23 protein-coding genes are annotated in these 25,647 nt (G+C 41.7%); 19 read left to right on the forward strand and 4 right to left on the reverse strand.

What is annotated here, in order from left to right; all coding sequences use genetic code 11:
- Positions 1 to 152 precede the first annotated feature (152 nt).
- The 3 genes from G563_RS0102980 to G563_RS0102990 all read right to left on the reverse strand — a co-directional run bounded on the left by G563_RS0102980 (position 153) and on the right by G563_RS0102990 (position 5,462).
- Entirely contained in the window at positions 153 to 3,080 is a 2,928-nt protein-coding gene (locus G563_RS0102980) for an FAD-binding and (Fe-S)-binding domain-containing protein (protein WP_028663993.1), read from the reverse strand.
- 280 nt (positions 3,081 to 3,360) lie between these two features.
- Positions 3,361 to 4,821, reverse strand: coding sequence for a UDP-N-acetylmuramoyl-L-alanyl-D-glutamate--2,6-diaminopimelate ligase (locus tag G563_RS0102985; RefSeq protein WP_028663994.1), 1,461 nt, complete (start codon positions 4,819 to 4,821; stop codon positions 3,361 to 3,363).
- A 56-nt stretch (positions 4,822 to 4,877) separates the two neighbouring features.
- Positions 4,878 to 5,462: an LOG family protein gene (locus G563_RS0102990; RefSeq protein WP_028663995.1), complete on the reverse strand. Its 585-nt coding sequence runs from the start codon at positions 5,460 to 5,462 to the stop codon at positions 4,878 to 4,880.
- Between the two features lie 161 nt (positions 5,463 to 5,623).
- Between G563_RS0102990 and G563_RS0102995 the strand changes: the two genes are divergently transcribed.
- The 19 genes from G563_RS0102995 (at position 5,624) to gmk (ending at position 24,584) form a co-directional block, all read left to right on the forward strand.
- Positions 5,624 to 6,739 carry an XdhC family protein gene (locus G563_RS0102995; protein ID WP_028663996.1) on the forward strand — a complete coding sequence of 372 codons (1,116 nt, stop codon included), beginning with the start codon at positions 5,624 to 5,626 and terminating at the stop codon, positions 6,737 to 6,739.
- A 64-nt stretch (positions 6,740 to 6,803) separates the two neighbouring features.
- Positions 6,804 to 8,006 (forward strand): molybdopterin molybdotransferase MoeA, encoded by a 1,203-nt coding sequence (locus tag G563_RS0103000; RefSeq protein ID WP_028663997.1) that lies wholly within the window; start codon positions 6,804 to 6,806, stop codon positions 8,004 to 8,006.
- A gap of 430 nt (positions 8,007 to 8,436) precedes the next feature.
- Positions 8,437 to 10,878, forward strand: a complete 2,442-nt coding sequence (locus G563_RS0103005; protein ID WP_028663998.1) for a ribonucleoside-diphosphate reductase subunit alpha — start codon at positions 8,437 to 8,439, stop codon at positions 10,876 to 10,878.
- Between the two features lie 166 nt (positions 10,879 to 11,044).
- Complete coding sequence (locus G563_RS0103010) at positions 11,045 to 12,160, forward strand: hypothetical protein (protein ID WP_028663999.1); 1,116 nt, start codon at positions 11,045 to 11,047, stop codon at positions 12,158 to 12,160.
- 287 nt (positions 12,161 to 12,447) lie between these two features.
- Positions 12,448 to 13,722, forward strand: coding sequence for a beta strand repeat-containing protein (locus tag G563_RS0103015; protein ID WP_028664000.1), 1,275 nt, complete (start codon positions 12,448 to 12,450; stop codon positions 13,720 to 13,722).
- 190 nt (positions 13,723 to 13,912) lie between these two features.
- A complete protein-coding gene (locus G563_RS0103020) occupies positions 13,913 to 14,128 on the forward strand; it encodes a hypothetical protein (protein ID WP_028664001.1) in 216 nt (71 codons plus the stop codon).
- Positions 14,129 to 14,170: 42 nt separating this feature from the next.
- The gene (locus tag G563_RS0103025) at positions 14,171 to 14,668 is read left to right on the forward strand and encodes a hypothetical protein (RefSeq protein WP_028664002.1); all 498 of its coding nucleotides are present in this window, start codon (positions 14,171 to 14,173) and stop codon (positions 14,666 to 14,668) included.
- 1 nt (position 14,669) lies between these two features.
- Positions 14,670 to 15,176, forward strand: a complete 507-nt coding sequence (locus tag G563_RS0103030; RefSeq protein ID WP_028664003.1) for a CsgE family curli-type amyloid fiber assembly protein — start codon at positions 14,670 to 14,672, stop codon at positions 15,174 to 15,176.
- 19 nt (positions 15,177 to 15,195) lie between these two features.
- The gene (locus G563_RS0103035) at positions 15,196 to 15,609 is read left to right on the forward strand and encodes a curli production assembly/transport component CsgF (RefSeq protein ID WP_028664004.1); all 414 of its coding nucleotides are present in this window, start codon (positions 15,196 to 15,198) and stop codon (positions 15,607 to 15,609) included.
- A 91-nt stretch (positions 15,610 to 15,700) separates the two neighbouring features.
- Positions 15,701 to 17,107: a CsgG/HfaB family protein gene (locus G563_RS0103040; RefSeq protein ID WP_028664005.1), complete on the forward strand. Its 1,407-nt coding sequence runs from the start codon at positions 15,701 to 15,703 to the stop codon at positions 17,105 to 17,107.
- A gap of 44 nt (positions 17,108 to 17,151) precedes the next feature.
- Positions 17,152 to 18,720 carry a carboxypeptidase regulatory-like domain-containing protein gene (locus G563_RS0103045; RefSeq protein WP_051210726.1) on the forward strand — a complete coding sequence of 523 codons (1,569 nt, stop codon included), beginning with the start codon at positions 17,152 to 17,154 and terminating at the stop codon, positions 18,718 to 18,720.
- 43 nt (positions 18,721 to 18,763) lie between these two features.
- Positions 18,764 to 19,102 (forward strand): YbaB/EbfC family nucleoid-associated protein, encoded by a 339-nt coding sequence (locus G563_RS0103050; protein WP_028664007.1) that lies wholly within the window; start codon positions 18,764 to 18,766, stop codon positions 19,100 to 19,102.
- Between the two features lie 63 nt (positions 19,103 to 19,165).
- Complete coding sequence (locus G563_RS0103055; protein WP_037325824.1) at positions 19,166 to 20,194, forward strand: glycosyltransferase family 2 protein; 1,029 nt, start codon at positions 19,166 to 19,168, stop codon at positions 20,192 to 20,194.
- A gap of 97 nt (positions 20,195 to 20,291) precedes the next feature.
- Complete coding sequence (locus tag G563_RS0103060) at positions 20,292 to 21,317, forward strand: rod shape-determining protein (protein WP_028664009.1); 1,026 nt, start codon at positions 20,292 to 20,294, stop codon at positions 21,315 to 21,317.
- Between the two features lie 73 nt (positions 21,318 to 21,390).
- Positions 21,391 to 22,239 carry a rod shape-determining protein MreC gene (gene mreC, locus G563_RS0103065; protein ID WP_028664010.1) on the forward strand — a complete coding sequence of 283 codons (849 nt, stop codon included), beginning with the start codon at positions 21,391 to 21,393 and terminating at the stop codon, positions 22,237 to 22,239.
- A complete protein-coding gene (locus tag G563_RS0103070) occupies positions 22,236 to 22,739 on the forward strand; it encodes a hypothetical protein (RefSeq protein WP_028664011.1) in 504 nt (167 codons plus the stop codon). The genes mreC and G563_RS0103070 overlap by 4 nt, the downstream gene beginning before the upstream one ends.
- Before the next feature lie 219 nt (positions 22,740 to 22,958).
- Positions 22,959 to 23,588 (forward strand): sigma-70 family RNA polymerase sigma factor, encoded by a 630-nt coding sequence (locus tag G563_RS0103080; RefSeq protein ID WP_028664012.1) that lies wholly within the window; start codon positions 22,959 to 22,961, stop codon positions 23,586 to 23,588.
- 144 nt (positions 23,589 to 23,732) lie between these two features.
- A complete protein-coding gene (locus tag G563_RS33585; RefSeq protein WP_063828377.1) occupies positions 23,733 to 24,014 on the forward strand; it encodes a hypothetical protein in 282 nt (93 codons plus the stop codon).
- A 3-nt stretch (positions 24,015 to 24,017) separates the two neighbouring features.
- On the forward strand, positions 24,018 to 24,584 hold the full coding sequence (gmk, locus tag G563_RS0103090; RefSeq protein ID WP_028664014.1) for a guanylate kinase: 567 nt from the start codon (positions 24,018 to 24,020) through the stop codon (positions 24,582 to 24,584).
- Between the two features lie 32 nt (positions 24,585 to 24,616).
- Here gmk and G563_RS0103095 read toward each other — a convergent pair whose 3' ends face one another.
- The gene (locus G563_RS0103095; RefSeq protein ID WP_028664015.1) at positions 24,617 to 25,621 is read right to left on the reverse strand and encodes a YpdA family putative bacillithiol disulfide reductase; all 1,005 of its coding nucleotides are present in this window, start codon (positions 25,619 to 25,621) and stop codon (positions 24,617 to 24,619) included.
- Positions 25,622 to 25,647 lie beyond the last annotated feature (26 nt).

Raw genomic sequence — 25,647 nt, forward strand, 5'->3', positions numbered from 1 at the left:
GCAAATCGGAACTACCAGCTCCTGCTGAATCCCCCAGGTCTTGACCGAAGCAAGGGTAGGCGGTCGTAGCGGTGAGATTCTCGGTTTGCCTTTTTTTGTTTCTACCCGAAATATCAAACGTGGGCGAGGTGTAAAACCTCGCCCACGTTTTTTTAGGCCAATGCCTCCCACAAAATCTCTACTGGATGAAGCGCTTTTCGGCCTGTTCCGTCGTGAATCTGATGACGACAGCTTGTACCCGGGGCTGCAATGATTACCTCTTCTGGCTGACTTCGTACCGTCGGAAACAACACCAATTCACCAATTTTCATAGAAATATCATAGTGCTCTTTTTCGTACCCAAAACTCCCTGCCATACCACAGCAGCCACTTGGAATCAATTGTACTTCATAATTTTTGGGTAAGGAAAGCATTTTTTTCATAGGTACTAATGATGCGATAGCCTTTTGTTGGCAGTGTCCATGCAATTTGATTTTTTTGCTTTGAGCCGTAAACTGTGCACTTGTGATGCGTTTATTGTCGATTTCGCGGGCAATAAATTCATCAAATTGCAAGGCATTTTGCGCCAACTCTTTGGCAGCTACTACGAGTTCTTCACTCACCAAGTCGGGATATTCGTCGCGGAAGGTCAAAATCGCTGAAGGCTCAATACCCACCAAAGGAGTCTGGGTTGTTATCAAATCTTTAAGCATGTTCACATTTTGCTCCGCAATTTTCTTAGCATCTTTCAACAACCCTTTTGATAACTGCGGCCTAGCACTTGGGGCATGTTCAGGAACTAGGACTTCATAACCAAGTTTTTCTAACAATAGAATCGCCTTTTTCCCGATTTCAACGTCATTATAGTTCGTAAATTCATCACAGAAAAAATAAACTTTAGCCTTGGGATTTTGGACAGTAGCATTTCTGGCTTTTGCCCAAGCACGCAATGTAGTGTTGTGCAACAAAGGCATGGTGCGGTCGGGGTGAAAGCCTACCACTTGGTTGGCAATGCGACGCAAAGGGGCATTTTTAAAAATAAGATTATAAGCCCAAGGAATATAGCTAGCTATTCCTGTCATTTTTGAAAAATTGCCCACTAACCACGACCGCAATGGCACACCATTCGTGTCGTAATACTGCTGTAAAAACTCCATTTTGAGTTTGGCCACATCCACATTAGAAGGGCATTCGCCTTTACATCCTTTGCAAGCCAAACACAAGTCATATACCTCTTTGATTTCTTTATGATCAAAGCGATTGGCTTTGTCGGAGCGAGTCAAAAACTCTCTCAATACGTTGGCTCTGGCGCGAGTGGTATCTTTTTCGTTGCGCGTTACCATAAAGCTCGGACACATCGTACCCCCACTCAAGTGTGTTTTTCGACAGTCCCCTGAGCCATTACATTGCTCGGCATGTTGAAGCACATTTTGGTCAGGGTATCGAAAATAAGTCTTAAATTCGGGGGTTTTCTGCTCAGCTTCATAGCGCAGAAACGTATCCATCGGGGGTGTTTCAACGATTTTATTGGGGTTAAAGATATTGTAGGGATCCCATGTTTGTTTGATTTCTTTAAACAAAGCATAGTTTTTAGGTCCCACCATTTTGGGAATAAATTCGCCTCTCAAACGCCCGTCTCCGTGCTCTCCTGACAAAGAACCGTCGTATTTTTTTACTAAATCTGCAATCTCTTCCGCAATCATCCGAAACTGCTTATGTCCTTCTTGAGTCTTAAGATTGATGATAGGCCGTAGGTGTATCTCTCCCGAGCCAGCATGGGCATAATGCACCGCCGACATTCCGTTTTTATTCAAAATCTGATTAAAATCACGAATAAAGGCGGGTTGGTCGTGCACATCCACGGCAGTATCTTCAATCACAGCTACTGCTTTTTCATCACCGGGCAAGTTGCCCAACAGCCCTAACCCCGCTTTGCGAAGCGTCCATATTTTTTTGGTATCTTCGGCATGAAGCAGGGGATAATGGAAGCCCATATGTTGAGCTTTCAAATCTTCAATCAAGGCAGCAGCCACTTTTTCTACTTCTTCTTTGGTAGCTTGAGATACATCTACTACCAATATAATAGGGTAGGAACCATCTATTTTTTTCTGTACAAAAAAGGCATTTTTACGCTGTTCGGCATTTTCGGCGGCACATTCCAAAATATAATTATCAATCAACTCTACCGCCTGTGGTTTATATTTTAGGGCCACAATCGTCGCATGAAGCGCATCGTCGATACTATTGAAGTGCACACATACTAATCCCTGTGCTTTGGGCGGCGGAGGAATGATATTGAGTTTGATTTCGGTCAAAAAACAAAGCGTACCTTCCGAACCCGCTATCAAACGGCACATGTTGAAATCAGGCCCTCCCTCCGTAAAAGGTTCGCAATCCAGTAGCATATCCAGTGCATAGCCTGTGTTTCGCCGTTCAATCGACTTTTTGGGAAAGTTTCTACGAATCTCTTCCTGATTTTCAGGATTTGAAAGAATTTCGGCCGTCTTAGCATAAATAGCCCCTTCTAGTCCATGAGTTGGAAAGGTAGAGACTCCTTCTTTAGAATTTATGCGGCTAAATACCGCTTCACTCCCATCTGCCAGAATAGCTTTTACCTCTAGCAAATGTTCGCGAGTAGAGCCATACACGACCGAATTAGACCCACAGGAATTATTGCCGACCATTCCCCCAATCATAGCTCGATTGGCGGTGGAGGTTTCGGGGCCAAAATACAGTCCATACGGCTTAAGTGCCATGTTGAGTTCGTCGCGGATTACGCCCGGCTGTACGCGTACCCAGCGTTCTTCGGAATTGATTTCCAATATTTTAGTAAAGGTACGCGATACATCTACGACGATTCCGTTTCCCACAACCTGCCCTGCCAACGACGTACCAGCCGTACGGGGAATCAGGGAAGTGCGATGCTCGCGAGCAAAAGCAATGAGGGTTTTTATATCTTCTGAATCTTTGGGAATCGCCACGGCTTGTGGCATTTCGCGATAAGCCGACGCATCAGTAGCATAAAGCGTCAGCATGGTAGTATCGTAATAGAGTTCGCCTTTGAGGCGCGTAGCTAAATCAGCAAGTGGTAGGTGAGTCATTGGTGAGCTTTCGAAATCTTCAGCGAAAGCACAAATTTAAGTCCTCTAGGGATGTTATGCTAATTTGATTGAAGAAACCGACATACTTGACCTTCGGTGCCAAGCCCTAAAACAAAAAAGCCCTGACTTGGGAGAGTCAGAGCTTTTTGCAAATAAACTTATAACACATAAACGATGAAGGGAGGAAAATAGTTTGCGACCAGAAAAATAGTTTTATAATTTTTCAATTTTATTGACACTTTTAACTTTTTATCAGAAACCCTGATAACATCCCTCTCAATCAACTATTTTCAAACGCTGCTCTTAATTCTTCCCGGTCATCAAAATGATGTTTTACACCTTTAATTTCTTGATATGTTTCGTGGCCTTTGCCTGCTACTAAGATAATATCATGCGGCTGCGCCAATGACACCGCATATCTGATAGCTTCACGCCGGTCTTCAATGGTTTTGGTCTTTTTGAAATCAATCGGCGAAATCCCCGCCTGCATTTGTTCCAAAATCAACAGCGGGTCTTCATTACGAGGATTGTCGGAAGTCAAAATCACCTTGCTGCTCAATTCACAAGCAATGCGTGCCATTTCGGGGCGCTTAGCAGCATCACGATTGCCTCCGCAGCCTACCACCGTAATCACTTGTTGATCTCCTTCCCTGATGTCATTGATTGTCTCAAGTACGTTTTGTAGCGCATCGGGCGTGTGGGCATAGTCCACAATACCCACGATTTCGTTGGCACTCATTACCTGTTCAAATCGCCCAGGAGGCGGCATAATCGCCGAAAGCGACAACAGCACTTGCTCGGGGTCTTCGCCTAATAACAAGGCAGCGCCATAGACTCCCAGTAAATTGTAAGCATTGAACTTGCCGATCAGTTTGAACCAAACCTCCTTGCCATCGATTTCCATTTGAAGGCCAAAAAGGCTATCTGCCAAGAGCTTCCCTTTAAAACTCGCAATCGTCTGTAGCGAATAAGTTTCTTTACGGGCAGCGGTGTTTTGAACCATCACCCCACCCCTACGGTCGTCGATGTTGACTAATGCAAAAGCGTGTTTTGGCAATTGGTCAAAAAAACCTTTTTTAGCTTTAATATAATTATCAAACGTTTTGTGAAAATCGAGGTGGTCGTGGGTAATATTGGTAAAAATACCTCCCGCAAATGTCAATCCTGCAATGCGCTCCTGCACCACTGCATGAGAGCTTACTTCCATAAAACAATGCGTACAACCTCTCCTAAGCATCTCCGCCAACAATTCATTGATTTTGACCGAGTCGGGCGTAGTATGGGTAGAAGGAATCACCTCCTCATCTATCTGATTTTGAACCGTGGAAAGCAATCCTGTATGATACCCAAGTTGGCGAAATAGCTTGAAGAGAAGCGTCACAGAAGAAGTCTTTCCGTTGGTTCCCGTCACCCCTACCAGCTTTAGTTTAGAGGAAGGATTATCATAAAAATTGCTCGCCATCCTACCCATTGCCCGTGCTGTATCAGCTACTTGTATATAAGTGACTTCTTCGGACAATTCCGCAGGAAGATTTTCACACAAGATAGCCACCGCCCCCATTTCAATTACCTTCGGAACGAACTGATGTCCATCTACTTGCGTCCCTTTTTGGGCTACAAACAAGCTTCCAGCAGTAACTTTTCGCGAGTCAAATTCAATATTTTTGATTTCGGTGGTGAGACTTCCTTTAATAGTAGAAACTTCAATTCCCACCAGTATCTCTTGAAGGATTTTTGACATTTTCTTGGCTTTTTGTAATATAAAAAAGAAGGTTCAGCGAAAGGCTATTTCTAGCCCTACCCTTGCTGTATGTTTTTCAACTCCAACTTACTTTCTTGACGAGCAAAAGCCTGCATTTTATCAAGAAGTTCTTCGATATTGTCAGCGACAATAAGCAAATCTCGGTTTTCGGGTTTTAAGAAGCCTTCTTCTACCATTACGTTTATGTGGGCCAATAAATGGTCATAAAAACCCTTATAATTAAGAACCCCCACGGGTCCATGAAAAATTTTTAGCTGTGCCCATGCCAAAATTTCAAACATTTCGTCGAGGGTACCATAGCCACCGGGTAAATTAATGACCCCATCCGAAAGAGATACCATCTTGGCTTTACGCTCATGCATGGTATCCACAAAATGAAGCTCGGTCAAAGTTTGGTGAGCTACTTCAAGTTGAGCCAAAAAATTAGGAATAATACCCGTCACTTGTGCTCCTCCAGAGAGTGTTCCATCGGCCACGGCACGCATCAGGCCGAGATTTCCGCCTCCATATACTAAGTTGATACCTCTCTGAGCCAAAGCCTCTCCTACTTCTTTTGCCATCTGAAGGTATTCAGGGCGTTTGCCCGCATTGGAGCCGCAATACACTACGATTGATTTCATGTTTGTTGGAAAAAAATAAACTTTTAGCCGCAAATATCGCTAACGGAATTGAGATTACTAACACTCGTCATTTGGATAGCCCTCGGAAAAACCTATTTTTGCTTTGAAGCGTTATATAAGGCGATTAATTCCCTTTTCCAAAATACATTTTCTCAACTAAGATGAAAGAAATTAAGGCTATCATCAATGCTTATGACCACATTGACCCGACCAAAAACAAAGCTGCCCTTGCCACGGTAGTACGCGTAGAAGGTTCTTCTTATCGACGCACTGGCGCGCGCATGCTCATCACCGACGATGGTGTATGGGTGGGGGGGATCAGTGGTGGATGCCTTGAAGGAGATACCCTAAAGCGAGCTCGCCTTGCCATGGCCAAATCCGAAGCAAGCTTGGTGACTTACGATACTACCCAAGATGACCAATACCAAATCGGCGTCGGACTAGGCTGTAATGGAGTGATTGATGTATTGCTTACGCCCCTCAAAATAGGCGATTCCAACAATCCTGTCGAAATCCTGAAAAGTTGTATGAACGAGCGCCGGCAGACCCATGTTTTGCTCACTATCATGCGACTAGAAGAAAGTTGGGAGAGTTTAGGAGCAGGACAGGTGGTGCGCTATACTGATTCTGATAGTCTGAATGTTTTTGGCACAATACAATTTGAAATAGAAGAGGCTATTCAAGAGCAACTCCAAAAAGGCAAATCTGGCCCCAAATCTTTCATGTTAGAGGGAGGAGTAGCTATGGAGTTGTTTATTGAAATCCTCCCACCTGAAGTGCATTTGGTATTGATGGGCCATCAATATGATGTACTTCCTTTGGCACGTTTAGTAAAAGAAATCGGATGGCGAGCTACTGTGGTAGCCAATCCTCAAAAAGTGATGCAAAAACTCTTTGCTACTGCCGATGCGCTGGTAGCACCTGCCGACTTTGATTCTATTTTGATTGACAACCATACGGCTATCATTTTGATGTCGCATGATTATAAAACCGATAAATACAACCTCCCTAAAGTTCTCCAAACAAAGGCCTCTTACATCGGAATGTTGGGGCCAAGAGTGCGGTCTGAAAAAATCTTTAATGAGCTAGCCCAAGAAGGCATACACCTTACCGACGCCGATATGATACGTATCCATGCTCCAGTGGGCCTGGACATAGGCGCAGTATCGCCCGAAGAAATTGCCCTTTCTATCGTTGCCGAAATCAGAGCAGTGTTTTCGGATAGAGATGGTTCTGCTCTCAGATTACGGTTGGCACCTATTCATGAAAGAGACTAAATAGCCGAAGATTTTCCGTTCTTTATTTAAGTTGTTTAACCCATAATGCACCCCTATTGATTCGATGAAACTAACGTCTGTTACTGAGGCTACCAACATCATTCTAGAAAATACCCTAGATTTCGGAACCGAACCTATCTCCTTCGAAAAAGCGCACCGCCGAGTATTAGCTCAAGACCTTATCGCAGACCGTGATTTCCCACCTTTCGACCGCGTCACTATGGACGGAATCGCCCTTCGGTGGGAAAGCTACGAAAACGGCCAACGTGATTTTCGAATTGAAAGTACTCAAACCGCTGGTGAAGCCCAGCACACTCTTTCAGACCCTAATGCTTGTATAGAAGTGATGACAGGTAGTACATTGCCTATCAATACAGACTTAGTAGTAAAATATGAAGACCTCGATATCAGAGACGGGATTGCGTATCTTGCTAATAGCCTCAAAAAAGGTCAAAATGTGCATTATCAGGGAGAAGATAGAGTAGTAGGCAAACCAATCGTCGGTACTCACACTCTTTTGGGTCCTTCGGAGATTGCGATTGCAGCAAGTGTGGGCGCTTCTAAGGTTGTTGTAAAAAAACTGCCCTCGGTCGTAATCATCACTTCAGGCGATGAACTAGTGCCTGTTTCGCAAGAGCCTTTGCCTCATCAAATCAGAAGTTCGAATGTATATTGTATCGCCGACCTTCTCAAATTTTATCAGATTGAGGCTGATTTTATTCATATTCCCGACAATCTCACCCAAACCCAAGTCACTATTGGGCAAGCTCTTCTTCAATACGATGTATTAATATTGTGCGGCGGAGTATCACAAGGGAAGAAAGACTTTATTCCTAACGCCCTCGAAGCCGAAGGCGTAAAAAAAATTTTTCATAAAGTGAGCCAACAACCTGGTAAACCTTTTTGGTTTGGAAAAAAAGAAAACAAAACCGTGTTTGCTCTGCCCGGCAATCCTGTGTCTTCTTTTTTGTGTGCACGTCGGTACTTTATCCCCTGGCTTCGCAAGTCACTCGGTCTGCCCGCATTGGATAATATATATGCCGCTTTGAGTGAAGATTATACCTACAACTCTCCACTTACTTACTTTTTACAGGTAAAACTGTTTCAAGAAGGTGCAACCCTCATGGCTAAACCAAGCACTGGACATGGCTCTGGAGACTTTGCCAATCTAACTGACTCACAAGGATTTATAGAACTACCATTCGAACGAAACACCTTCTTTAAGGGCGATATTCTTCCGATTTGGCGATATGATTTTATTGTATGATAATTAAAATACCGTTTGATAAATAATTAAAAAAAAGCTTAGCAAAAATTTTGAGAGGCCGAATTCTTTGTTTACAATTGTAAACAATTATTCTATATCTTGCTCCTACTTTTGAATTGAAGAGCTTGAGGAAATAACGCTTGATAATTTTTCTTATAAATTTTCGACGAACCTCAAGCTGTGGTCAGTTAGTGTAAAACACTAAGGACAAATTCGTTAACGATTTCTTAACATTATACGTTGATTAGACTTTTCAAATTTCGTCTCAATCAATGGCTCACATTAACTTGGAAGGAGACCAGAAAGGTTCTTAATTTTGTAGACTGTACGGCACTGCTAAACACGCTTTAACAGTGTCTTTGAATATTATTGTGTTTGATATTGCTTTACCCTAAAAGATAGATTGATCACCCCATAAACATTTTGCTGTATGTACGTAATAAAACGCGATGGCCGCCGCGAATCGGTCAAATTTGATAAGATTACTTCCCGCATCGAAAAGTTGTGCTATGGTTTAGAAGCGGCTTACGTTCAGCCTATTGAGGTAGCCAAAAAAGTAGTAGCCGGTATTTATGATGGTGTCACCACTGCCGAATTAGATGTATTAGCCGCCGAAACAGCCGCATCTATGACGACAAAGCACCCCGACTATGCTATCTTAGCAGCCAGAATCGCTATCTCCAATTTGCACAAAAATACGCTGAAGTCATTTTCAGCGACGATGAAGCTTCTTTATACGTACACAGATCCTAAAACTGGAGAAAATGCCGCCCTTATTTCAAAGCAAGCGCACGATGTGATTCGCAAACATGCGGCACTCCTTGATTCAACTATCATTTACGACCGAGATTATGGATATGACTATTTTGGGTACAAAACCCTAGAGAAGTCTTATCTTCTAAAAATAAACGGAAAAATTGCCGAACGACCTCAGCACATGCTTATGCGTGTAGCGGTAGGTATTCACTTAGACGACATCGACGCGGTTATTGAGACTTATAATCTCCTCTCGGAGCGCTGGTTTACTCATGCTACTCCTACGCTTTTCAATGCCGGAACACCCAAGCCCCAAATGTCGAGCTGCTTCTTGCTCACCATGAAAGAAGACAGTATCGAAGGCATTTATGATACCCTTAAGCAGTGTGCACTTATTTCACAATCAGCGGGTGGAATCGGTCTAAGCATTCATAATATTCGTGCCACTGGAAGCTATATCAAAGGTACCAATGGCAACTCTAACGGTATTGTGCCCATGCTTCGTGTATTCAATGATACCGCTCGATACGTAGACCAAGGAGGTGGTAAGCGTAAAGGCTCTTTTGCGATTTATCTTGAACCTTGGCATGCTGATATTCACGATTTCTTGGATTTAAAGAAAAACCACGGCAAAGAAGAACTCCGCGCTCGCGATTTGTTTTATGCCATGTGGATTCCAGACTTGTTTATGAAGCGTGTTGAGAAAAACGATACGTGGTCACTTTTCTGCCCTCATGAATGCCCCGGTTTGCCAGATACTTACGGTGAAGAGTTTGAGCAGCTTTATGAAAAATATGAGCGCGAAGGCAAAGCCCGCAAAACCATCAAAGCACAAGATTTGTGGTTTGCGATTATGGAGTCTCAAATTGAGACAGGTACCCCTTACATGCTTTATAAAGACCATGCCAATCGCAAGTCAAATCAAAAAAATCTAGGCACCATCAAGTCTTCTAACTTGTGCACCGAAATCATGGAATATACTTCTCCTGATGAGGTAGCTGTATGTAACTTGGCCTCTATTTCATTGCCCAAGTTTGTAGAGCAAGGCGCCGATGGATTCTTGCATTTTAACCATCAGAAGTTGTTTGAAATTACGAAAGTAGTAACACGCAACCTCAACAAAATCATTGACCTTAATTATTATCCTGTAGTAGAAGCAGAGCGTAGCAACAAACGCCACCGCCCTATTGGGATTGGTATTCAAGGCTTGGCTGATGCCTTTTTGATGATGCGTATGCCTTTTGAGTCAGAAGAAGCCCGTCGCCTCAATGAAGATATTCATGAGACGATTTATCATGGAGCTATGAGTGCTTCTATGGAATTGGCCAAACAATACGGTCCTTATGAAACTTGGAAAGGCTCACCGATTTCACAGGGTATTTTCCAATTTGATATGTGGGGCATTACCCCCAAAAGCAGCAATTGGAATTGGGAGCAACTCCGTAAGGATGTTGTAAAATACGGCGTACGTAACTCTCTATTGCTAGCACCAATGCCCACGGCATCGACCAGCCAAATCCTGGGCAACAACGAGTGCTTTGAGCCATTTACTTCCAATCTATACGTTCGTCGCGTACTGTCAGGAGAGTTTGTGGTGGTCAACAAATACTTGTTAAAAGACCTAGTAAAAGAAGGCCTTTGGAATGATGCTATGAAAAACAAACTTATGGCTCACAATGGCTCAGTACAGAAAATCGCCGAGATTCCACAACACCTCAAAGACCTTTATAAAACAGCGTGGGAAATTAAACAAAAAACCATCGTGGATATGGCCGCTGATCGCGGAGCTTACATCTGTCAGTCTCAGTCATTAAATATCTTCATGGAAAATGCCAATTTTGGCAAATTGACCTCGATGCACTTCTATGCTTGGAAAAAAGGACTCAAAACAGGTATGTATTATCTACGTACTCAAGCTGCGGTGGATGCGGTTAAATTTACGGTAGAGAAAAATGCCGAAGCGGTATTGGAGCCTGTGACCACAACAGTAGCCGAAAAAGAGCTTAATTATGAGAAGTATGCCCAAGAGCATGCCCCTCAAGCCGCTGCTCGCGACGCAGAAGCCGAAAAGCAATATGCCATTGACTCTGCTAATCAAAATCAAAAAGCAGAATAAATAAGTCTCTCTCAATTCTAAAGAAGCACCGATACATCTCAAAAAATCGGTGCTTCTTTTTTGAGAAAGCTACACCGTTCAATAAATAAGGCCAGAAGTTCATAAACCTATGTGATTATTTTTTTATTTTTGATACGTTGTTGATATTGTATTTTAAGACACACCAATGTTTTCTCGTCTTGTTTGCATATTGTTTTTTCTTTCCAGTCAACTAGCAATCGCCCAGCTAATTGAAGGTTTTGACGCATGTGATAGAGTCCCACTTGAAGCAGATTGCTGGATATTCAATGCTTGCAATGTTACTCCAGTTAGCAGTAGTGCTTCTGCCAATTGCGCCCTTATTACTAGCCCTCAAGTTTCGGATACAGCCACCGCTACCACTCCTGCCTTTGCAATTCCAGTAGGTCAGCAAATTACTTTACAATTTAAGTTTCAGTTATTAAAAGCATCAAATAGTCCAAGAAAGATACAGATCTATTTGTGGGATATAGAAAAAAATACTCGCAAATCAATCTACCAATTTTCCTACCCTTCTGACCCTACCAAACAAGCATTGAGTGTTTATAATGTCAATCACACCTCATCTATTGCTAACGATGCAAGTGGGAAATTCCGCCTCCTTTTCTTGATGGTATGTGGCGGAGACGCGGCCCAACTCACCGTAGATGATATTTATTTTGGGTCCGCCCCGAGTTTTCGTCGGTTGGATGCGCCCGGCACCTGCCGAGGGCAGTCTAATGCTGTTATTGTCAATAATCTAACAGCCAAGATGGATCAATGTCAAGTACGTTTGTCATGGAGTATTCCAGCCACTAGTATAGTTACCTCCTTCATAGTACAAAAAAGCACCGACGGAACTGAATATAAAGATTATGGACGTGTACCAGTGATTGGAGCAGGTGCTACTCAAACTTACAACTATATAGATACCGAACCCGCTCTCAAAACTTTTTACAGGATTCGTCAGGTAGATTTAACAGGCAGAATCACATTTTCAAATATTGTTGAAGTAATCGATCCCTGTGAAGGCATCCGAATAAACCTAGAACAGCCAGGTATCAATATATATATCATTAATGGTAAATCCTCTGACCCCAGTTTAAAGCAATTAGGAACAGCGTATTTGTGTAATGTTCAGGGAATTATACTAAAATCTAAACCTCTAAACGTCTCATCACCCGTTGTTTTTGATTGCTCATCTTATCCTACTGGCACTTACATAATTAGAGTCCAAAACACCAAAGAATATCCAGTAATCAACCAAAAAATCACTGTTTATTAATCATCTGTGTTGTACCGTTTGATAAATTAATGTCTTTTTGGTATTTTTTATCAGATATTATTTCTTATTTTTGTTAGCCCTATTTTTGAGGGTCTTTACTATCCTACTTCATCTTGATTATTGCCCATTATTGGTATTAGTGCTCTGATTATTCAATACATTTTGGTATATATTACGTATATTTGGTTAGCGTACTAACCTCGAAGGTCTAATATTTGCATATTATTTAATAGTTTGTTTAATCATTTTTCTGTTTCTTTGTTAAACTCACGCAAAATCTCATCTCTATGAAAAACGTCTTTATTACTGTAGCAGCGTTGTTGACTACGTTAGCTGCTTACAGTCAGAACACAGGTACGTCCACCATTACCGGTTCCGGGAACATTGGCACACACACACAAACAGGCGTAAAAAGTAATCTTGATATTACTATATCAGGCGACGAAAACCAGCTTACTACTACCCAAACGTCTTCATTGCTAGGCAACAATGAAGCTACTATCACTATCACTGGCAATACCAACAAAGTAACTTTAGATCAAACTTCTGACAATACTTCTGGCTCAGCATTTGAGTCTCTTACGTTGACTCAAAACGGTACAAGCAACGAAGCAGTAATTACTCAAAGTGGTATCAGTGAAAGTGGTCATGATGCTACTATTAATCAAATTGGAGAAACTAACATCGCAATTGTTACGCAAACTGGAGCAGGTGTAGGGGTAGACGGAATAGAAATTACTCAGGATGGCGTAAGCAATACCGCGACAGTAATTCAAACTAACTTAGGAATAAGTTTGGGAGGATATCAGCAGAGTGCTATCATCAAACAAGAAGACGGAGATGGTGGAACAGTGACCCTCAATGAGGCAACAGTCGTTCAGACATCTTTTAGCATGGGACAAAACATAGCTGAAGTACAACAAAAAGGGACGTCTAATCAAAGTATTATTACTCAGACTTCAGACGATGTGAGTTCCATAAATGACGCGCTTACCATTCAGAACGGAGAAACTAATATTGCTTCTATACTACAAGGCTTCAACGGGCCTGGCTCTTCGGCAAGTAATGACGCAGATATTTATCAAACTGGTGACCTAAACAATGCCACAATCATACAAGATGGAGTTGCTACATCTTCCAATGGAGCCACTATTGACCAAGTGGGTGATGGTAACGTAGCAATTGTAGGACAAAATACCACTGCCTCTGAAGCTATCAATTATGTTTCGATTAGTCAATTTGGAGATGACAATACTGCCGGTACCTCTCAGACTGCAACTGGGTCAGCGGCTTCTAACGAAATTGAACTAACTCAACAAGGTAACGAGAATGCTGCCACATACCTCCAAGAAGGCGAAGGGAACTCCCTAACGATGACCCAAACCGGTAATTTGAACCTCTCAGAAATCGACCAGCTAGGTAGTATGAATAGCATCACGGCTACTCAAAATGGTAACTCGAATATTCTTAGTGGTACCCAAAATGGCTCGGGCAATACTTTTAACAGTACCCAAACTGGTAATGGTAACGTTTTAAGCGGTTTCACCCAAAATGGCATATAATTAAGCCTCAAAGTTGAAAAATTAGGATATTAATCCTTTCTTTTTATAAAAGAATACTTAAAAAAGAAAGGTTACCCCAAAGCTGCCTAAGTGCTTTTTGAGCTTTTTATGTAAGTTCTAAAGTGCTTGGGCAGCTAAATTGTTGAAATATAATGCTGTAGATATAATATTTTAATATTATTTTTAAGCCATGATAGAGATACAACAATCCGGAAACAAAAACATAGCCGAAGTCACTCAAACGACTATCGACAAGGACGGCGTGAAAGAGACGACGACCGAAACCTTCATTGATGATAATGGCAATACGCAGGTTATCATTAGTAATGATGGCAAATCCAAAGCGGTTATCAATCAAATAGGCAATAACAATAGAGTGGTTATTAAACAGACCAGTCACTCCTAAAATAATATTCCCATCATTCTAATACCAATCCTTCGGATACAAATGAAAAAGTTTTTTTTATCCCTTGTTTTTGCACTACCTATTTTGGCGCAAGCACAGTCAGAAGCATCATGGTCTGATTTTATTAAAAACAATACCCCTACAGATAAGCAAACCGCTGTCTTAGGTCTTAATCAGCTAGGCTCTGTTCCTTCTACACCAACCGCTCAAAATGAGTTTCATATTTTGCAAAACGGGAGTAACAATAACTTCTCTGTTTCTACTTCGGGCACCGGCTCAACAATAAATACTTATCAACAGGGTTCGGGTAATAATATGGATGTTAATCTGATAGGAAGTAATGGGGGCCTTAGTTTAACCCAAGTAGGTTCGGGCAACTCCCTGCTTTTATCAAACAATATTAATCAATCTAACCTGGAAGTAACTCAACTAGGCAATAACAACGGCCTCGTGAGTTCAGGTACTATTACTCCCACTGTATTGCCTTTAAAGATTGAACAATCAGGCGGTATGCAAATTAGCATTACTCATAATTATTAATGTGAAACGTGTCTTTCTTTTTTTATTGATGATGCTCAGCGGTATGGGGCTGTTTGAGATGAGGGGGTTAGCACAGAATATCAATGATGAAGGGCTAGCTGAGACAAATAATTTATTGCTACAAGAAAAAGCCATTGGCGAAGATGCTGGCCTTGGCTTAGTGCTAGACAATAGTCGTACCAAATTAGGTCGAGACTTTTACGAACTGTTCTATCAAAGATGGAACTCTAGTCAATTAGATTCTACACAAACTAGCACCATTGCCTTCAATCAATTAGATGATTTGACCATCATGATTGAAGAGCTCCCTTCTCCTGGCCTCTCAAATCTCATTCAAATTTCGGTAAATGATCAATTGCTATGGCAACAATTCATGCAGCCACGCATGGACGCCTTAGAGTATTTTGCCGAAAATGCCTACGAAACAGTATTGCAATACATTTTAAATTATCAAGAAATACAAAATCAACTCGGAAGTCAAGATCAGAAAGGGACGGGAGTTTATTGACCTCAAACCATTTAAACAGATGAAAAAAATACTACTTTTTGCTTTACTACTAGGCATTGCCCCCATTTTTTGTATGGGCCAAGGATTTATCTATCGCCCCATGAACCCGGCCTTTGGTGGAAACACCTTCAATTACCAATGGATGCTCAGCTCTGCTCAAGCACAAGATACCTACAAGGACCCAAACCAGACCAGTACCACCCGAACCACTACCGACCCCGTCGCTGATTTTGCGGCTACACTGAGCCGTCAAACACTAAGCCAACTTACCCGCCAACTCACCCAAAATCAGTTTGGAGAAGGTTCTTTGGAAGCAGGCACTTACAAGTATGGAGACCTCACTATCAATGTTGACCCAGGAGCCGATGGGCTAGTCATCAAGATTGTGGACAATAAAGGAGGAGAGACCGTCATAACCGTCCCTTACTATTAACTTTTTAAAGATTTCCTAATTCGTATTTTCTCTTCTTACTCATCTATTCCTCTTTAAAAGAGTAAGATATTATCAATTAATATAACCAAAGATGATTCCATTTTTTAGAAGTGTTCTTGGAATAGGATTATTGGCTACGGCTCTCCTACTTGAAGGATGTAGTGCTTTTCTTCACCAGCCCACCAAACCTCAAAGAGCACGCTTAGGAGAAGAAACAACTATCACACCTGACCTACGAAAACTACCCGTACCTAAAGAAAAATTAGTAGCTGCTGTTTACAAATTTCGTGATCAGACGGGTCAATACAAACCTTCTGAAACAGGAGCAAACTGGTCAACTGCCGTGACGCAAGGAGCCACCAACATCATGATTAAGGCTATGGAAGAAAGTAACTGGTTTATCCCAATCGAACGGGAAAATGTCAGTAACTTACTCAACGAACGCAAAATTGTTCGCTCTAGCCTCACACAGTTTAAAAGTGAAGCCGAAAATCTCCCTCCGCTGCTGTTTGCGGGAATTATCCTAGAGGGAGGTATTATCTCATACGACGCAAATACTATCACTGGTGGAGCAGGATTACGGTATTTTGGCAGTGGCGGTTCTACTCAGTATCGCCAAGACCGCGTAACAGTATACTTGAGGGCGGTAGCTACTAAATCTGGCAAAATCCTTAAAACAGTTTATACTTCAAAAACTATTTTCTCCCAATCTACCAATGCAGGGATTTTTAGATATGTAAAGTTCAAAAGATTGCTTGAAGCCGAAACAGGTTTTACTACCACCGAACCGTCTCAGTTGGCTGTCACGGAAGCTATCGAAAAATCTATTTATGCCTTAGTAATTGAAGGTATCAGAGATGGCCTATGGCAAGCGGATGAAAAAACATCCCCACAAACCAAAGAAATCTTAGCGGCTTACGAAGCAGAAAAAAAAGAAATGAGCCAAACTGACTGGGTAGGTACTATCAATAATGTAACACGTCCAGCTTTATCTATTCAGCCTTATGGAGGAATACTCAGATACAAAGGTGACTACGCTCAGCCACTCATCAAAGGCGCATATGGTCTTGGAATACAGTATTATTTTAAACCTAAATGGGGAATCGAAGCCAATGTGGGTGCCGGAACCCTTGCCAGTGAGCGTTTTTTCAAAAAGAACATCTCTTTTGTTGAAGGAAATGCACTCTTCCGCCCTTTGCCTTTTGAAAAACTATCTCCTGTTTTTTTTGGAGGTCTTGGAGCTACTTTTCAACGAGGCAATTCTCCTTTTGGTTTTCAGGATACTCCCCTCTACAAATGGAATGTGGGCTGGAGTTTAGAGTATTTTGTCAACAAAAATATAGGAATCAACCTATCGCTAAGTCATCACCAAATGTTTAATGATAAGCTAGATGGAATGGTGTACGGTGCCTTCAATGATTTTTATTGGAAAGCTAATCTAGGACTTTCTATTTACTTAGGAAAGCCTATCAATAAGACCAAAAAAGTCAAACCTTAATTTCCTCTTTCCCATTTGTTACTATAGCACTAAAGATTACAATAATGTTTAAATCAATAAAGAAAATCACCAAAACCGCATTCCTTCCCAAACTATTACTGACGCTGCTAGGAATCGCCGCAAGTATAGCAGGACTATTAGGATGCGCCGAAGAGACTTTCGTAACACCCAAACTTTATGGAAAGCTGCAAGGTAATGTCGTGTTGTACGATACCCGGCAACCGGTCTCAAATGTGGTTGTTAGATTAAGTCCAACAGGGCGTACCGCCGAAACCAACAATGAAGGTTTTTATAGCTTTGATAGCGTTTTGGTAGGCAAATATACCATTCAAGCATCCAAATCAGGTTTTCGATTAGAAGCTTCTACCGTCGATATCGAAGATAGCCGGACTTCTACTATTGATTTTTTCTTGACCGATGATCAAACTCAAAATCGTCCGCCCACTAAGCCATCGGTAGTCAACCCACTCACCAATGCCACCGATGTAACTAATAATATCACATTACGCTGGAAGTCCACTGACCCCGACAGAGCCGATAGCTCCCTTACTTATGATGTCTATTTCTTTAGAGAGGGGCAGCCTTCTACGCTCATTGCCGCCAATCTCAAAGAAGACTCTTTACAGGTTAAAGATTTACGCTTCGAAACCACCTACTACTGGCAAGTAGTAGTTAAAGATAGATACACCAATGTATACGGGGAAACTTGGTCTTTTAAGACTCGTCAATTCCCTGATTTAGCCTATGTCTACAGTAAAAAAATCAACGGTCTATACCAAATTTTTACATCTAAAGATGGGGTGGAAGAATTTCAATTAACCCAAAATGGTAGCAATTGGCGTCCTGTGGTAAGTCCTAATCGCCAAGAAATAGCTTTTATCTCTAATATCGAAACGGACTTACATATTTATGTAATGAGCGTCAATGGTACTAGGCTTCGAAAAGTAACCACCGTACCCATTGCAGGCCTTTCGCCTACCGACCTTTCTTTCTGCTGGTCGCCAGATGGTTCACAATTGCTATATCCTAGCAATAATCGTCTTTATTCGGTCAGAAGCGACGGTACGGGGCTTAGGGTAGTATATCAAGCAGCTGCGGGTAGATTGTTTGCAGGATGTGACTGGACCGCACAATTAAACGGCCGCCTTGTAGTCAGAACCACCGGTGGTAGCATTTACGATAACCAAATTATTGTTTACAATGAATCAAATGCCGACACGATCCGTACCTACCGTCAATCGGGTAGAGTTGGGAACCCCGTATTTTCAGTAGACGGTCGTCAGATCCTTTTTACTCGCGATGCTCGCGCCTTCGAAAACCCTCAAGGTCGTATGCTAGACTCCCGTATTTATTTAATGGACATTGCCTCCAATACCTTTACTGATCTATCAGCAGGTGCTAACACAGGTACAGGTACTACGGTCACTATAACCGGAACTAAGCCTGCGGGAACCAACGACCTTGAACCTCGTTTTTCGCCCACCGGTGCCAAAATAATCCTTACCAATACCAACAACGATGATTCCTCGCCACGAAGCATCTATACGATCGATGTCAATGGAAGCAATCGTGTTTTATTAATTAATGGGGCAGAAATGCCATACTGGCGATAATTGTTTAATTTTGCATCTAAACGAAAATTAGACACAACTACTTATGTTTGGAGATATGATGGGAATGCTTGGAAAAGTGAAAGAATTCCAAGCGAAGATGAAAGAAGCACAAGAAAGTTTGGGGCAGCTCACCGAATCGGCAGAAGCTGGAGCTGGTATGGTAAAAGTGACGGTAAATGGTCGTAAACAAATCATTAGCCTTACGATTGACCCAGATATTATACAGCCTCAAGACCGAGAAATGCTCCAAGACTTGATTGTGGCAGCCACTAATAGAGCCCTCGAAAATATTGAGGAACAAATAAAGGCGCATATTCAACAATCAACGGATGGTCTTTTACCCAATATCCCGGGGCTAGACTTAAGTAAATTTATGAAGTAACAAACAAGACTAATAGGGAGTATTTCCTAGAATAGATCTCGTTATTCGTTTTCTTCGATTTATATGTCTAAAACCGCCATCGTCATTCTTAATTATAACGGGAGAAACTTTCTTGAAAAGTTTCTCCCGTCTGTTATAAGCCATTCAGCTGGCTTTTTGATATACGTAGCCGACAACGCTTCCACGGATGATTCGGTACAATGGCTTAAAATCCATTACCCCCAAATCCATCTTCTCCAGCTTTCTACCAACAAAGGATATGCCGGTGGATACAATGAAGCTTTAAAAGAAATCACGGCAGACTATTATGTTTTGTTAAATTCGGATGTAGAAGTATCGCCTCAGTGGCTGACTCCTATGGTGCAATTTTTGGATGAAAACCCTACAATAGCCGCCTGTCAACCCAAAATTTTGGCTTATCACAACCCCGACCAATTTGAATATGCAGGGGCTTGTGGGGGATTTGTAGACTGGCTAGGCTATCCTTATTGTCGTGGTCGAATTTTTGATTTTTGTGAAACTGATACTGGTCAATACGACAGCATCATCCCTATTTTTTGGGCATCAGGAGCATGTTTGGTTATTAGAGCTTCGGCATTTCATGAAGTAGGTGGTTTTGACGAGGATTTTTTTGCTCATATGGAAGAAATAGACCTTTGTTGGCGATTACATCATGTGGGTTATCAAGTGTATTGCTATCCGTTGTCTAAAGTGTGGCATGTAGGTGGTGGCACCTTACCTGCTTCTAGCCCTTTCAAAACCTACCTCAACTACCGCAATAGCCTCGCGATGCTCTACAAAAATTTGGATAGACATCTTTGGTCAACAATTTTTTTGAGACTTGTTCTAGACGGGATATCGTCTGTTCGTTTTCTTATTAAAGGACAATGGAAAGATATTTTAGCAATAATCAAAGCTCATTTCAAATTTTATGAATGGGTATTAGGAACCCTTCCTCAAAAACGAAAAAAAATCCAGCAAAATCTACCGTTCCAAAAACAGCAACGACCACTACCAATCGTACGAAAAAGCATTATTTGGGCATATTTTGTAAAAGGGATCAAAACGTTTGACTCATTTTCAAGGTTTTAATTAAAAAATTACTTACTCGCTATTCTGCCAAAAAGCCGATAAATTCCTTTAATTTTGCGGCTCACAAAATTTCAATCACTCTGCGAAAGCATTCATCATGGCATTATTTGATTTTTTAACGAGCGAGATTGCAATTGATTTAGGCACAGCCAACACGCTGATTATCCACAAAGATAAAATTGTGGTAGATGAGCCATCAATCATTGCTTTGGACAAGAACAACGGGAAGGTGCTGGCGATTGGTCACAAAGCAATGCAAATGCACGAAAAAACAAACGAAAATATAAAAACAATTCGCCCGCTCAAAGACGGTGTAATCGCCGACTTTACCGCAGCCGAGTTGATGATTAGGGGTATGATTAAAATGATTACTCCTAATAGCCGTTTCTTCACGCCTTCTCACCGCATGGTTATTTGTATTCCTTCTGGAATCACCGAAGTAGAAAAGAGAGCCGTAAAAGATTCAGCCGAACACGCTGGTGCGAAGGAAGTATACATGGTACATGAGCCTATTGCGGCCTCCATTGGGATTGGGATTGATATCACTCAGCCCAACGGCACAATGATTGTCGATATTGGTGGAGGTACGACCGAAATCGCCGTCATTGCCCTATCGGGGATAGTGTGTGAGCAATCTATCAGGATTGCAGGCGATGTCTTCACTAAAGATATCGTAGACTACATGCGCCGCGAGCACAATCTGTTGATTGGGGAGCGCTCGGCAGAGCAAATCAAAATCGAAGTAGGATCTGCTCTCCCTGAGCTTGATATACCTCCTGCCGATTTTGAAATCAGAGGACGTGACCTTATGACTGGTATCCCCAAAGAGATTAAGGTAACTTACAGCGAAATCGCTTATGCCCTCGACAAGTCTATTTCTAAAATTGAAGAAGCTGTCATGAAAGCGCTCGAAATTTCTCCTCCAGAACTTTCGGCTGATATTTATACCAACGGTATTCACCTCACAGGCGGCGGTGCGCTTCTGCACGGCTTAGACAAACGCCTCGCAACCAAAACCAAATTGCCTATTCACGTAGCTGATGACCCACTCAAGGCTGTTGTGAAAGGAACTGGTGAAATTCTCAAAAATCTAGAACTGTACAAGTCAGTATTGATTCAATAATAACGCTTGGATGATTGGATATTGAGTATGGGGCATCATACTCAATATCCAATAGTATCTACTTGCTACCCCAATGCTCCAACTCTTCGAGTTTATAAGTCGCAATCGTAACTTTATCATCTTCGTTTTGCTCGAAGTGTTTAGTTTTTGGTTGCTGGTCAATGACAACAACTATTGGAGTGTAGAGTACTTTAATACAGCCAATACACTGACTGCTAAATCTTTAGAGATTTCAAATTCTCTAAAACAGTACACCAACCTAAGGGCTGTAAATGAGGATTTGGTGGAAGAAAACCGACGCCTCAACGAAACTCTTATCAAACTCCAACAACAAAATCCCTCCAACGCACCCCTAGGCTACAAAGCCGACTCTGCCTTTGCAGCCCGCTATAAATACGTTACGATTGCTAAAGTTATTGACGGCAGTATCCGTCGTGCCGACAATTATCTTACTATCGACAAAGGCTACGCACACGGCGTCAAAGTAGGCATGGGCGTCGTATCTTCAACCGGTGTGGTAGGAAAAGTGAAAATCTGTAAAGAAAAATATTCGGTTGTGACCTCAATTCTTCACTCCCAATTTATGATTTCTACCAAACTCCCCCGAAGCGGAGATATGGGAACCGCAAAATGGGAAAACAGTAGCATTCCTTGGATTATCCAATTAAAGGATATTTCTCGCTACAAAACCATTATGAAAGGAGACACCGCCGTCACTTCAGACCAAAATGCTGTATTCCCTCCAGGTGTGGCAGTAGGTAGAATCAAAAATTTCAAAGTATCGGCCGACCAAGCATTTTATGATATAGACCTTGAACTTGCCACAGATTTTTCAAAACTGTCGTACGTTTATATTGTAGAAAACAAACTCCAAAGTCAACAAGAATCCATTCAAGAAAGCTTGAATACCAAACGTAAATGAATCCAAACGACATCGCTCGAAGTGTGCTCAAATGGCTTATGTATGTGCTACTACACATTTTTGTAGCACGGCATTTGGTATTGTTCGACTACGCTTTTTGCTTTATCTATGTGGGGGCCGTGTTGTTTTTACCAGTCGAAATCAATACTACTGCTCTCTTATTTATTGGTTTTTTGACGGGTATTACTATCGATTCTTTTGGAAATACCCTTGGTTTACACGCTATCCCTACCCTTTTATTGGTTTATTTAAGACCCATAGTGATTCGCTACCAACTAAGTCAAAAATTGGCAGAAGGGCGATTCAGAATTTCAATCAAAGAATTAGGTCTGTCTGCATTTTTGTCATATACCGTGTTATTGGTTTCTGTTCACCATATTGTGTTATTTTTTCTTGAGACCGGAAATTTAAACTTATTGCCTTATCTTCTCCTCAAGATTGCCTGTAGCGTCATTTTCACTACCTTCAGTTTGATTTTAGCTCAGATGTTTTCTCGGTAGAGGAAATTAATCCACAATCCTGACATTTTGTCCAAAAAAAGATGACAAAAATCAATGGAATGATTTTTGTCGTATATATTAAACAAATCAACTTGGGAAAAAGTGCCGTACAACTAATCCCAAAAAAATTACCTTTCATAGGTTGATTTTGTTGATTGATGAAAGAAGATTTGCGAGGAAGGGAAGTCATTTGTTAAAATTCGTAAATTTACGGCAGCCATGTCAGTCATTATGTCAGAAGAAATCGAAGAAATACCTTTAGCCTCCTCAGAAACGTCTTACAACGACGCGGAGAAAAATGATATATTCAATCGCGAGTTTATGCCTCACATAAACTCCATGTACAACTTTGCCTTTAGGCTCACCATGGACGAAGATGACGCCAATGATCTCGTCCAAGATACCTACTTAAAAGCCTTTCGCTTTATTTCTTCCTTCGAACGGGGAACTAATGCCAAAGCATGGTTGTTCAGAATCCTGAAAAACAGTTTTATCAACGACTACCGTAAGCGTAGTAAAGAACCTTCAAAAGTAGATTACCAAGAAGTAGAAACTACCTACAACTCGGAAGAAGCCGCTGAAGTAGACCATACGACCGACTTACGCGTTGAGACTGTTCAAGACATGATTGGCGATGAAGTAGCCACTGCGCTCAATTCATTGCCCGTCGATTTTCGTACAGTAATTATCCTTTGCGACATTGAAGGTTTTACTTACGAAGAAATGGCAAAGATTCTGGATATCCCGATTGGTACAGTTCGCTCGCGTCTGCACCGCGCTCGGAATCTCCTCAAAGACAAACTCAAAGTGTATGCTTCTTCAATGGGCTACAATACTGATGAGTACTAGTGAAGAGAAAGTTGATTCGATGAGCTCCAATTATTTTATTTAGGGCATCTCTTTGAACTTTTTTTGTAGGAAAAGTATTTTACATAAAAACATCTTAATAGTAAGATTCAAAGAAAAAATTGAACCTTTACAATGGTATTGGATATGCATGCGTCAGCTTCCACCGGTGAAAACAAGAAGTATCAAAAGGAATACTGTGAACATCACACAGAGTGTCTGAAAAAAATTCAGGCGGTATTGGACGGGGAAGCCTCAGAAGCCGAAAAAGAACATTTTAGAGAAAATATGGACGATTGTCTGCATTGTATCAAAATGTATCACCTTGAGAAATGCGTCAAAGAGGCTCTTCAAGCAAAAGTTGATAAAAGGCTTTGTCCCGACAATCTTATTGCTACTATCAAATCAAAACTCAACATTATCTCTTAGGTTTTGGAAGGCAAACTCATCATCTTCTCTGCACCGTCAGGGTCTGGTAAGACCACTATCGTAAGACACCTCCTCCAAAAGTACAACAACTTGGGCTTTTCAATCTCCGCCTGTACCCGCGACCGTCGCGGTCGCAACGAAATACATGGCAAGGATTATTATTTCTTAACTCCCGACGAATTCAAACAAAAAATTGACAATAAAGAATTTGTGGAATGGGAAGAAGTATATCCTGGGGGATATTATGGAACGCTCAAGTCTGAAATCGAACGGCTATGGTCAGAAGGGAAACACGTGGTGTTTGATGTAGATGTAAAAGGAGGCCTCAAACTCAAAGAGTATTTTGGAGATTGTGCCTTGGCTATTTTTGTAAAAGCTCCTAGCGAAGAAGCTATCAAAGAACGCCTGATGGCACGAGGTACCGAAACCCCCGATAGTCTTTCTAAAAGACTCTTCAAAGTAAAGTTTGAAATGTCTTTTCAAGACCGCTTTGATGTGATTTTGGTCAATGACGACCTACCCACTGCACTTGCCAAAGCCGAACAACTCGTAGAAGACTTTACAAAATAATCCTCCCCTATTTTAGACAGAGGAGGATTTTATTAAATTCGGTCAATCAACTCTTTTACTTTTCTGATTTCGCGTCCTGCTATGTGATCCACAATAGCAGCAGCATGGTCACGCCCATTCTCGATAAATACCTTTTCGGTATGTATCCCAGCTACTACGGTACCACATAAATACAGCCCAGGCACGTTGGTTTCGTAAGTAGTGGAATCATACACCGGTACAAGACTCGGCTGCTGTAGCTCTACACCACAGCGCTCTAACAGCGAGGCATCTGGCACGTAACCCACAAGCATCAGCACAAAATCCGCCTCTAGCCATTCTTCTTGACCCGTAGTTGTATTTTCAATCAAAACACGCTTATTTTCAATCGCTTTGGTGAGACTATTGAAACGGGTCTTGATTTTTCCTTCTTTCACCCGATTTTTGACATCAGGTACTAGCCAATATTTAACTGTTGGGCGAAAATCCTCTCCTCGGTGAACAATCGTCACATCTACATCGTGACGATACAACTCCAATGCTGCCTCCACTGCCGAATTGGCCGCTCCTACGATGACTACTTTTGAAAAAGAATACAAGAAGGGTTCGTCATAATAATGCGATACATGCGCTAAATCCTCCCCTGAGATTCCCAAATGCCGAGGAAAATCAAAATAGCCCGTCGCAATGACCACCTTTTTGGCATAGTAAGTCACTCCTTGTAAGGTATAGACTTCAAAAAAATCGTCTTTTTTTTCTACATGAGAGACTTCCGTAAAAAGCTGAAAATTGAGATGATAATAAGCCGACACCTTGCGATAGTACTGCAAAGCTTCGCTCCGATTGGCTTTTACATCCGAAATAGGAAAAGGAATGCCCCCTATTTCGATATTTTCGGCTGTCGAAAAAAAACGCATCCGTTTGGGATAGCGCCGAATCGACTCCGTAATACTTCCTTTTTCCAGTATCAAATGACTCAGACCTGCTTTGGCCGCTTCAATCCCTACCGCCAATCCACAAGGCCCTGCTCCTACTATAAGTACGTCGTATATTTGCATAGTTGTAACCCTAAAAAAAGATTCTA

The organism is Runella zeae DSM 19591 (assembly GCF_000423565.1).
Taxonomy (GTDB): domain Bacteria; phylum Bacteroidota; class Bacteroidia; order Cytophagales; family Spirosomataceae; genus Runella; species Runella zeae.

Bases quoted from the DNA above. Each gene is read 5' to 3' on its own strand.
- G563_RS0103045 (WP_051210726.1), top strand. From the start codon at position 17,152: ATGTTTAAATCAATAAAGAAAATCACCAAAACCGCATTCCTTCCCAAA.
- G563_RS0103020 (WP_028664001.1), top strand. From the start codon at position 13,913: ATGATAGAGATACAACAATCCGGAAACAAAAACATAGCCGAAGTCACT.
- G563_RS0103080 (WP_028664012.1), top strand. From the start codon at position 22,959: ATGTCAGTCATTATGTCAGAAGAAATCGAAGAAATACCTTTAGCCTCC.
- G563_RS0103060 (WP_028664009.1), top strand. From the start codon at position 20,292: ATGGCATTATTTGATTTTTTAACGAGCGAGATTGCAATTGATTTAGGC.
- mreC (WP_028664010.1), top strand. From the start codon at position 21,391: ATGCTCCAACTCTTCGAGTTTATAAGTCGCAATCGTAACTTTATCATC.
- G563_RS0103070 (WP_028664011.1), top strand. From the start codon at position 22,236: ATGAATCCAAACGACATCGCTCGAAGTGTGCTCAAATGGCTTATGTAT.
- G563_RS0103025 (WP_028664002.1), top strand. From the start codon at position 14,171: ATGAAAAAGTTTTTTTTATCCCTTGTTTTTGCACTACCTATTTTGGCG.
- G563_RS0102995 (WP_028663996.1), top strand. From the start codon at position 5,624: ATGAAAGAAATTAAGGCTATCATCAATGCTTATGACCACATTGACCCG.
- G563_RS0102980 (WP_028663993.1), bottom strand. From the start codon at position 3,080: ATGACTCACCTACCACTTGCTGATTTAGCTACGCGCCTCAAAGGCGAA.
- G563_RS0102990 (WP_028663995.1), bottom strand. From the start codon at position 5,462: ATGAAATCAATCGTAGTGTATTGCGGCTCCAATGCGGGCAAACGCCCT.
- G563_RS33585 (WP_063828377.1), top strand. From the start codon at position 23,733: ATGCATGCGTCAGCTTCCACCGGTGAAAACAAGAAGTATCAAAAGGAA.
- G563_RS0103040 (WP_028664005.1), top strand. From the start codon at position 15,701: ATGATTCCATTTTTTAGAAGTGTTCTTGGAATAGGATTATTGGCTACG.
- G563_RS0103010 (WP_028663999.1), top strand. From the start codon at position 11,045: ATGTTTTCTCGTCTTGTTTGCATATTGTTTTTTCTTTCCAGTCAACTA.
- G563_RS0103095 (WP_028664015.1), bottom strand. From the start codon at position 25,621: ATGCAAATATACGACGTACTTATAGTAGGAGCAGGGCCTTGTGGATTG.
- G563_RS0103050 (WP_028664007.1), top strand. From the start codon at position 18,764: ATGTTTGGAGATATGATGGGAATGCTTGGAAAAGTGAAAGAATTCCAA.
- G563_RS0103005 (WP_028663998.1), top strand. From the start codon at position 8,437: ATGTACGTAATAAAACGCGATGGCCGCCGCGAATCGGTCAAATTTGAT.
- G563_RS0102985 (WP_028663994.1), bottom strand. From the start codon at position 4,821: ATGTCAAAAATCCTTCAAGAGATACTGGTGGGAATTGAAGTTTCTACT.
- G563_RS0103055 (WP_037325824.1), top strand. From the start codon at position 19,166: ATGTCTAAAACCGCCATCGTCATTCTTAATTATAACGGGAGAAACTTT.
- G563_RS0103000 (WP_028663997.1), top strand. From the start codon at position 6,804: ATGAAACTAACGTCTGTTACTGAGGCTACCAACATCATTCTAGAAAAT.
- G563_RS0103015 (WP_028664000.1), top strand. From the start codon at position 12,448: ATGAAAAACGTCTTTATTACTGTAGCAGCGTTGTTGACTACGTTAGCT.
- G563_RS0103035 (WP_028664004.1), top strand. From the start codon at position 15,196: ATGAAAAAAATACTACTTTTTGCTTTACTACTAGGCATTGCCCCCATT.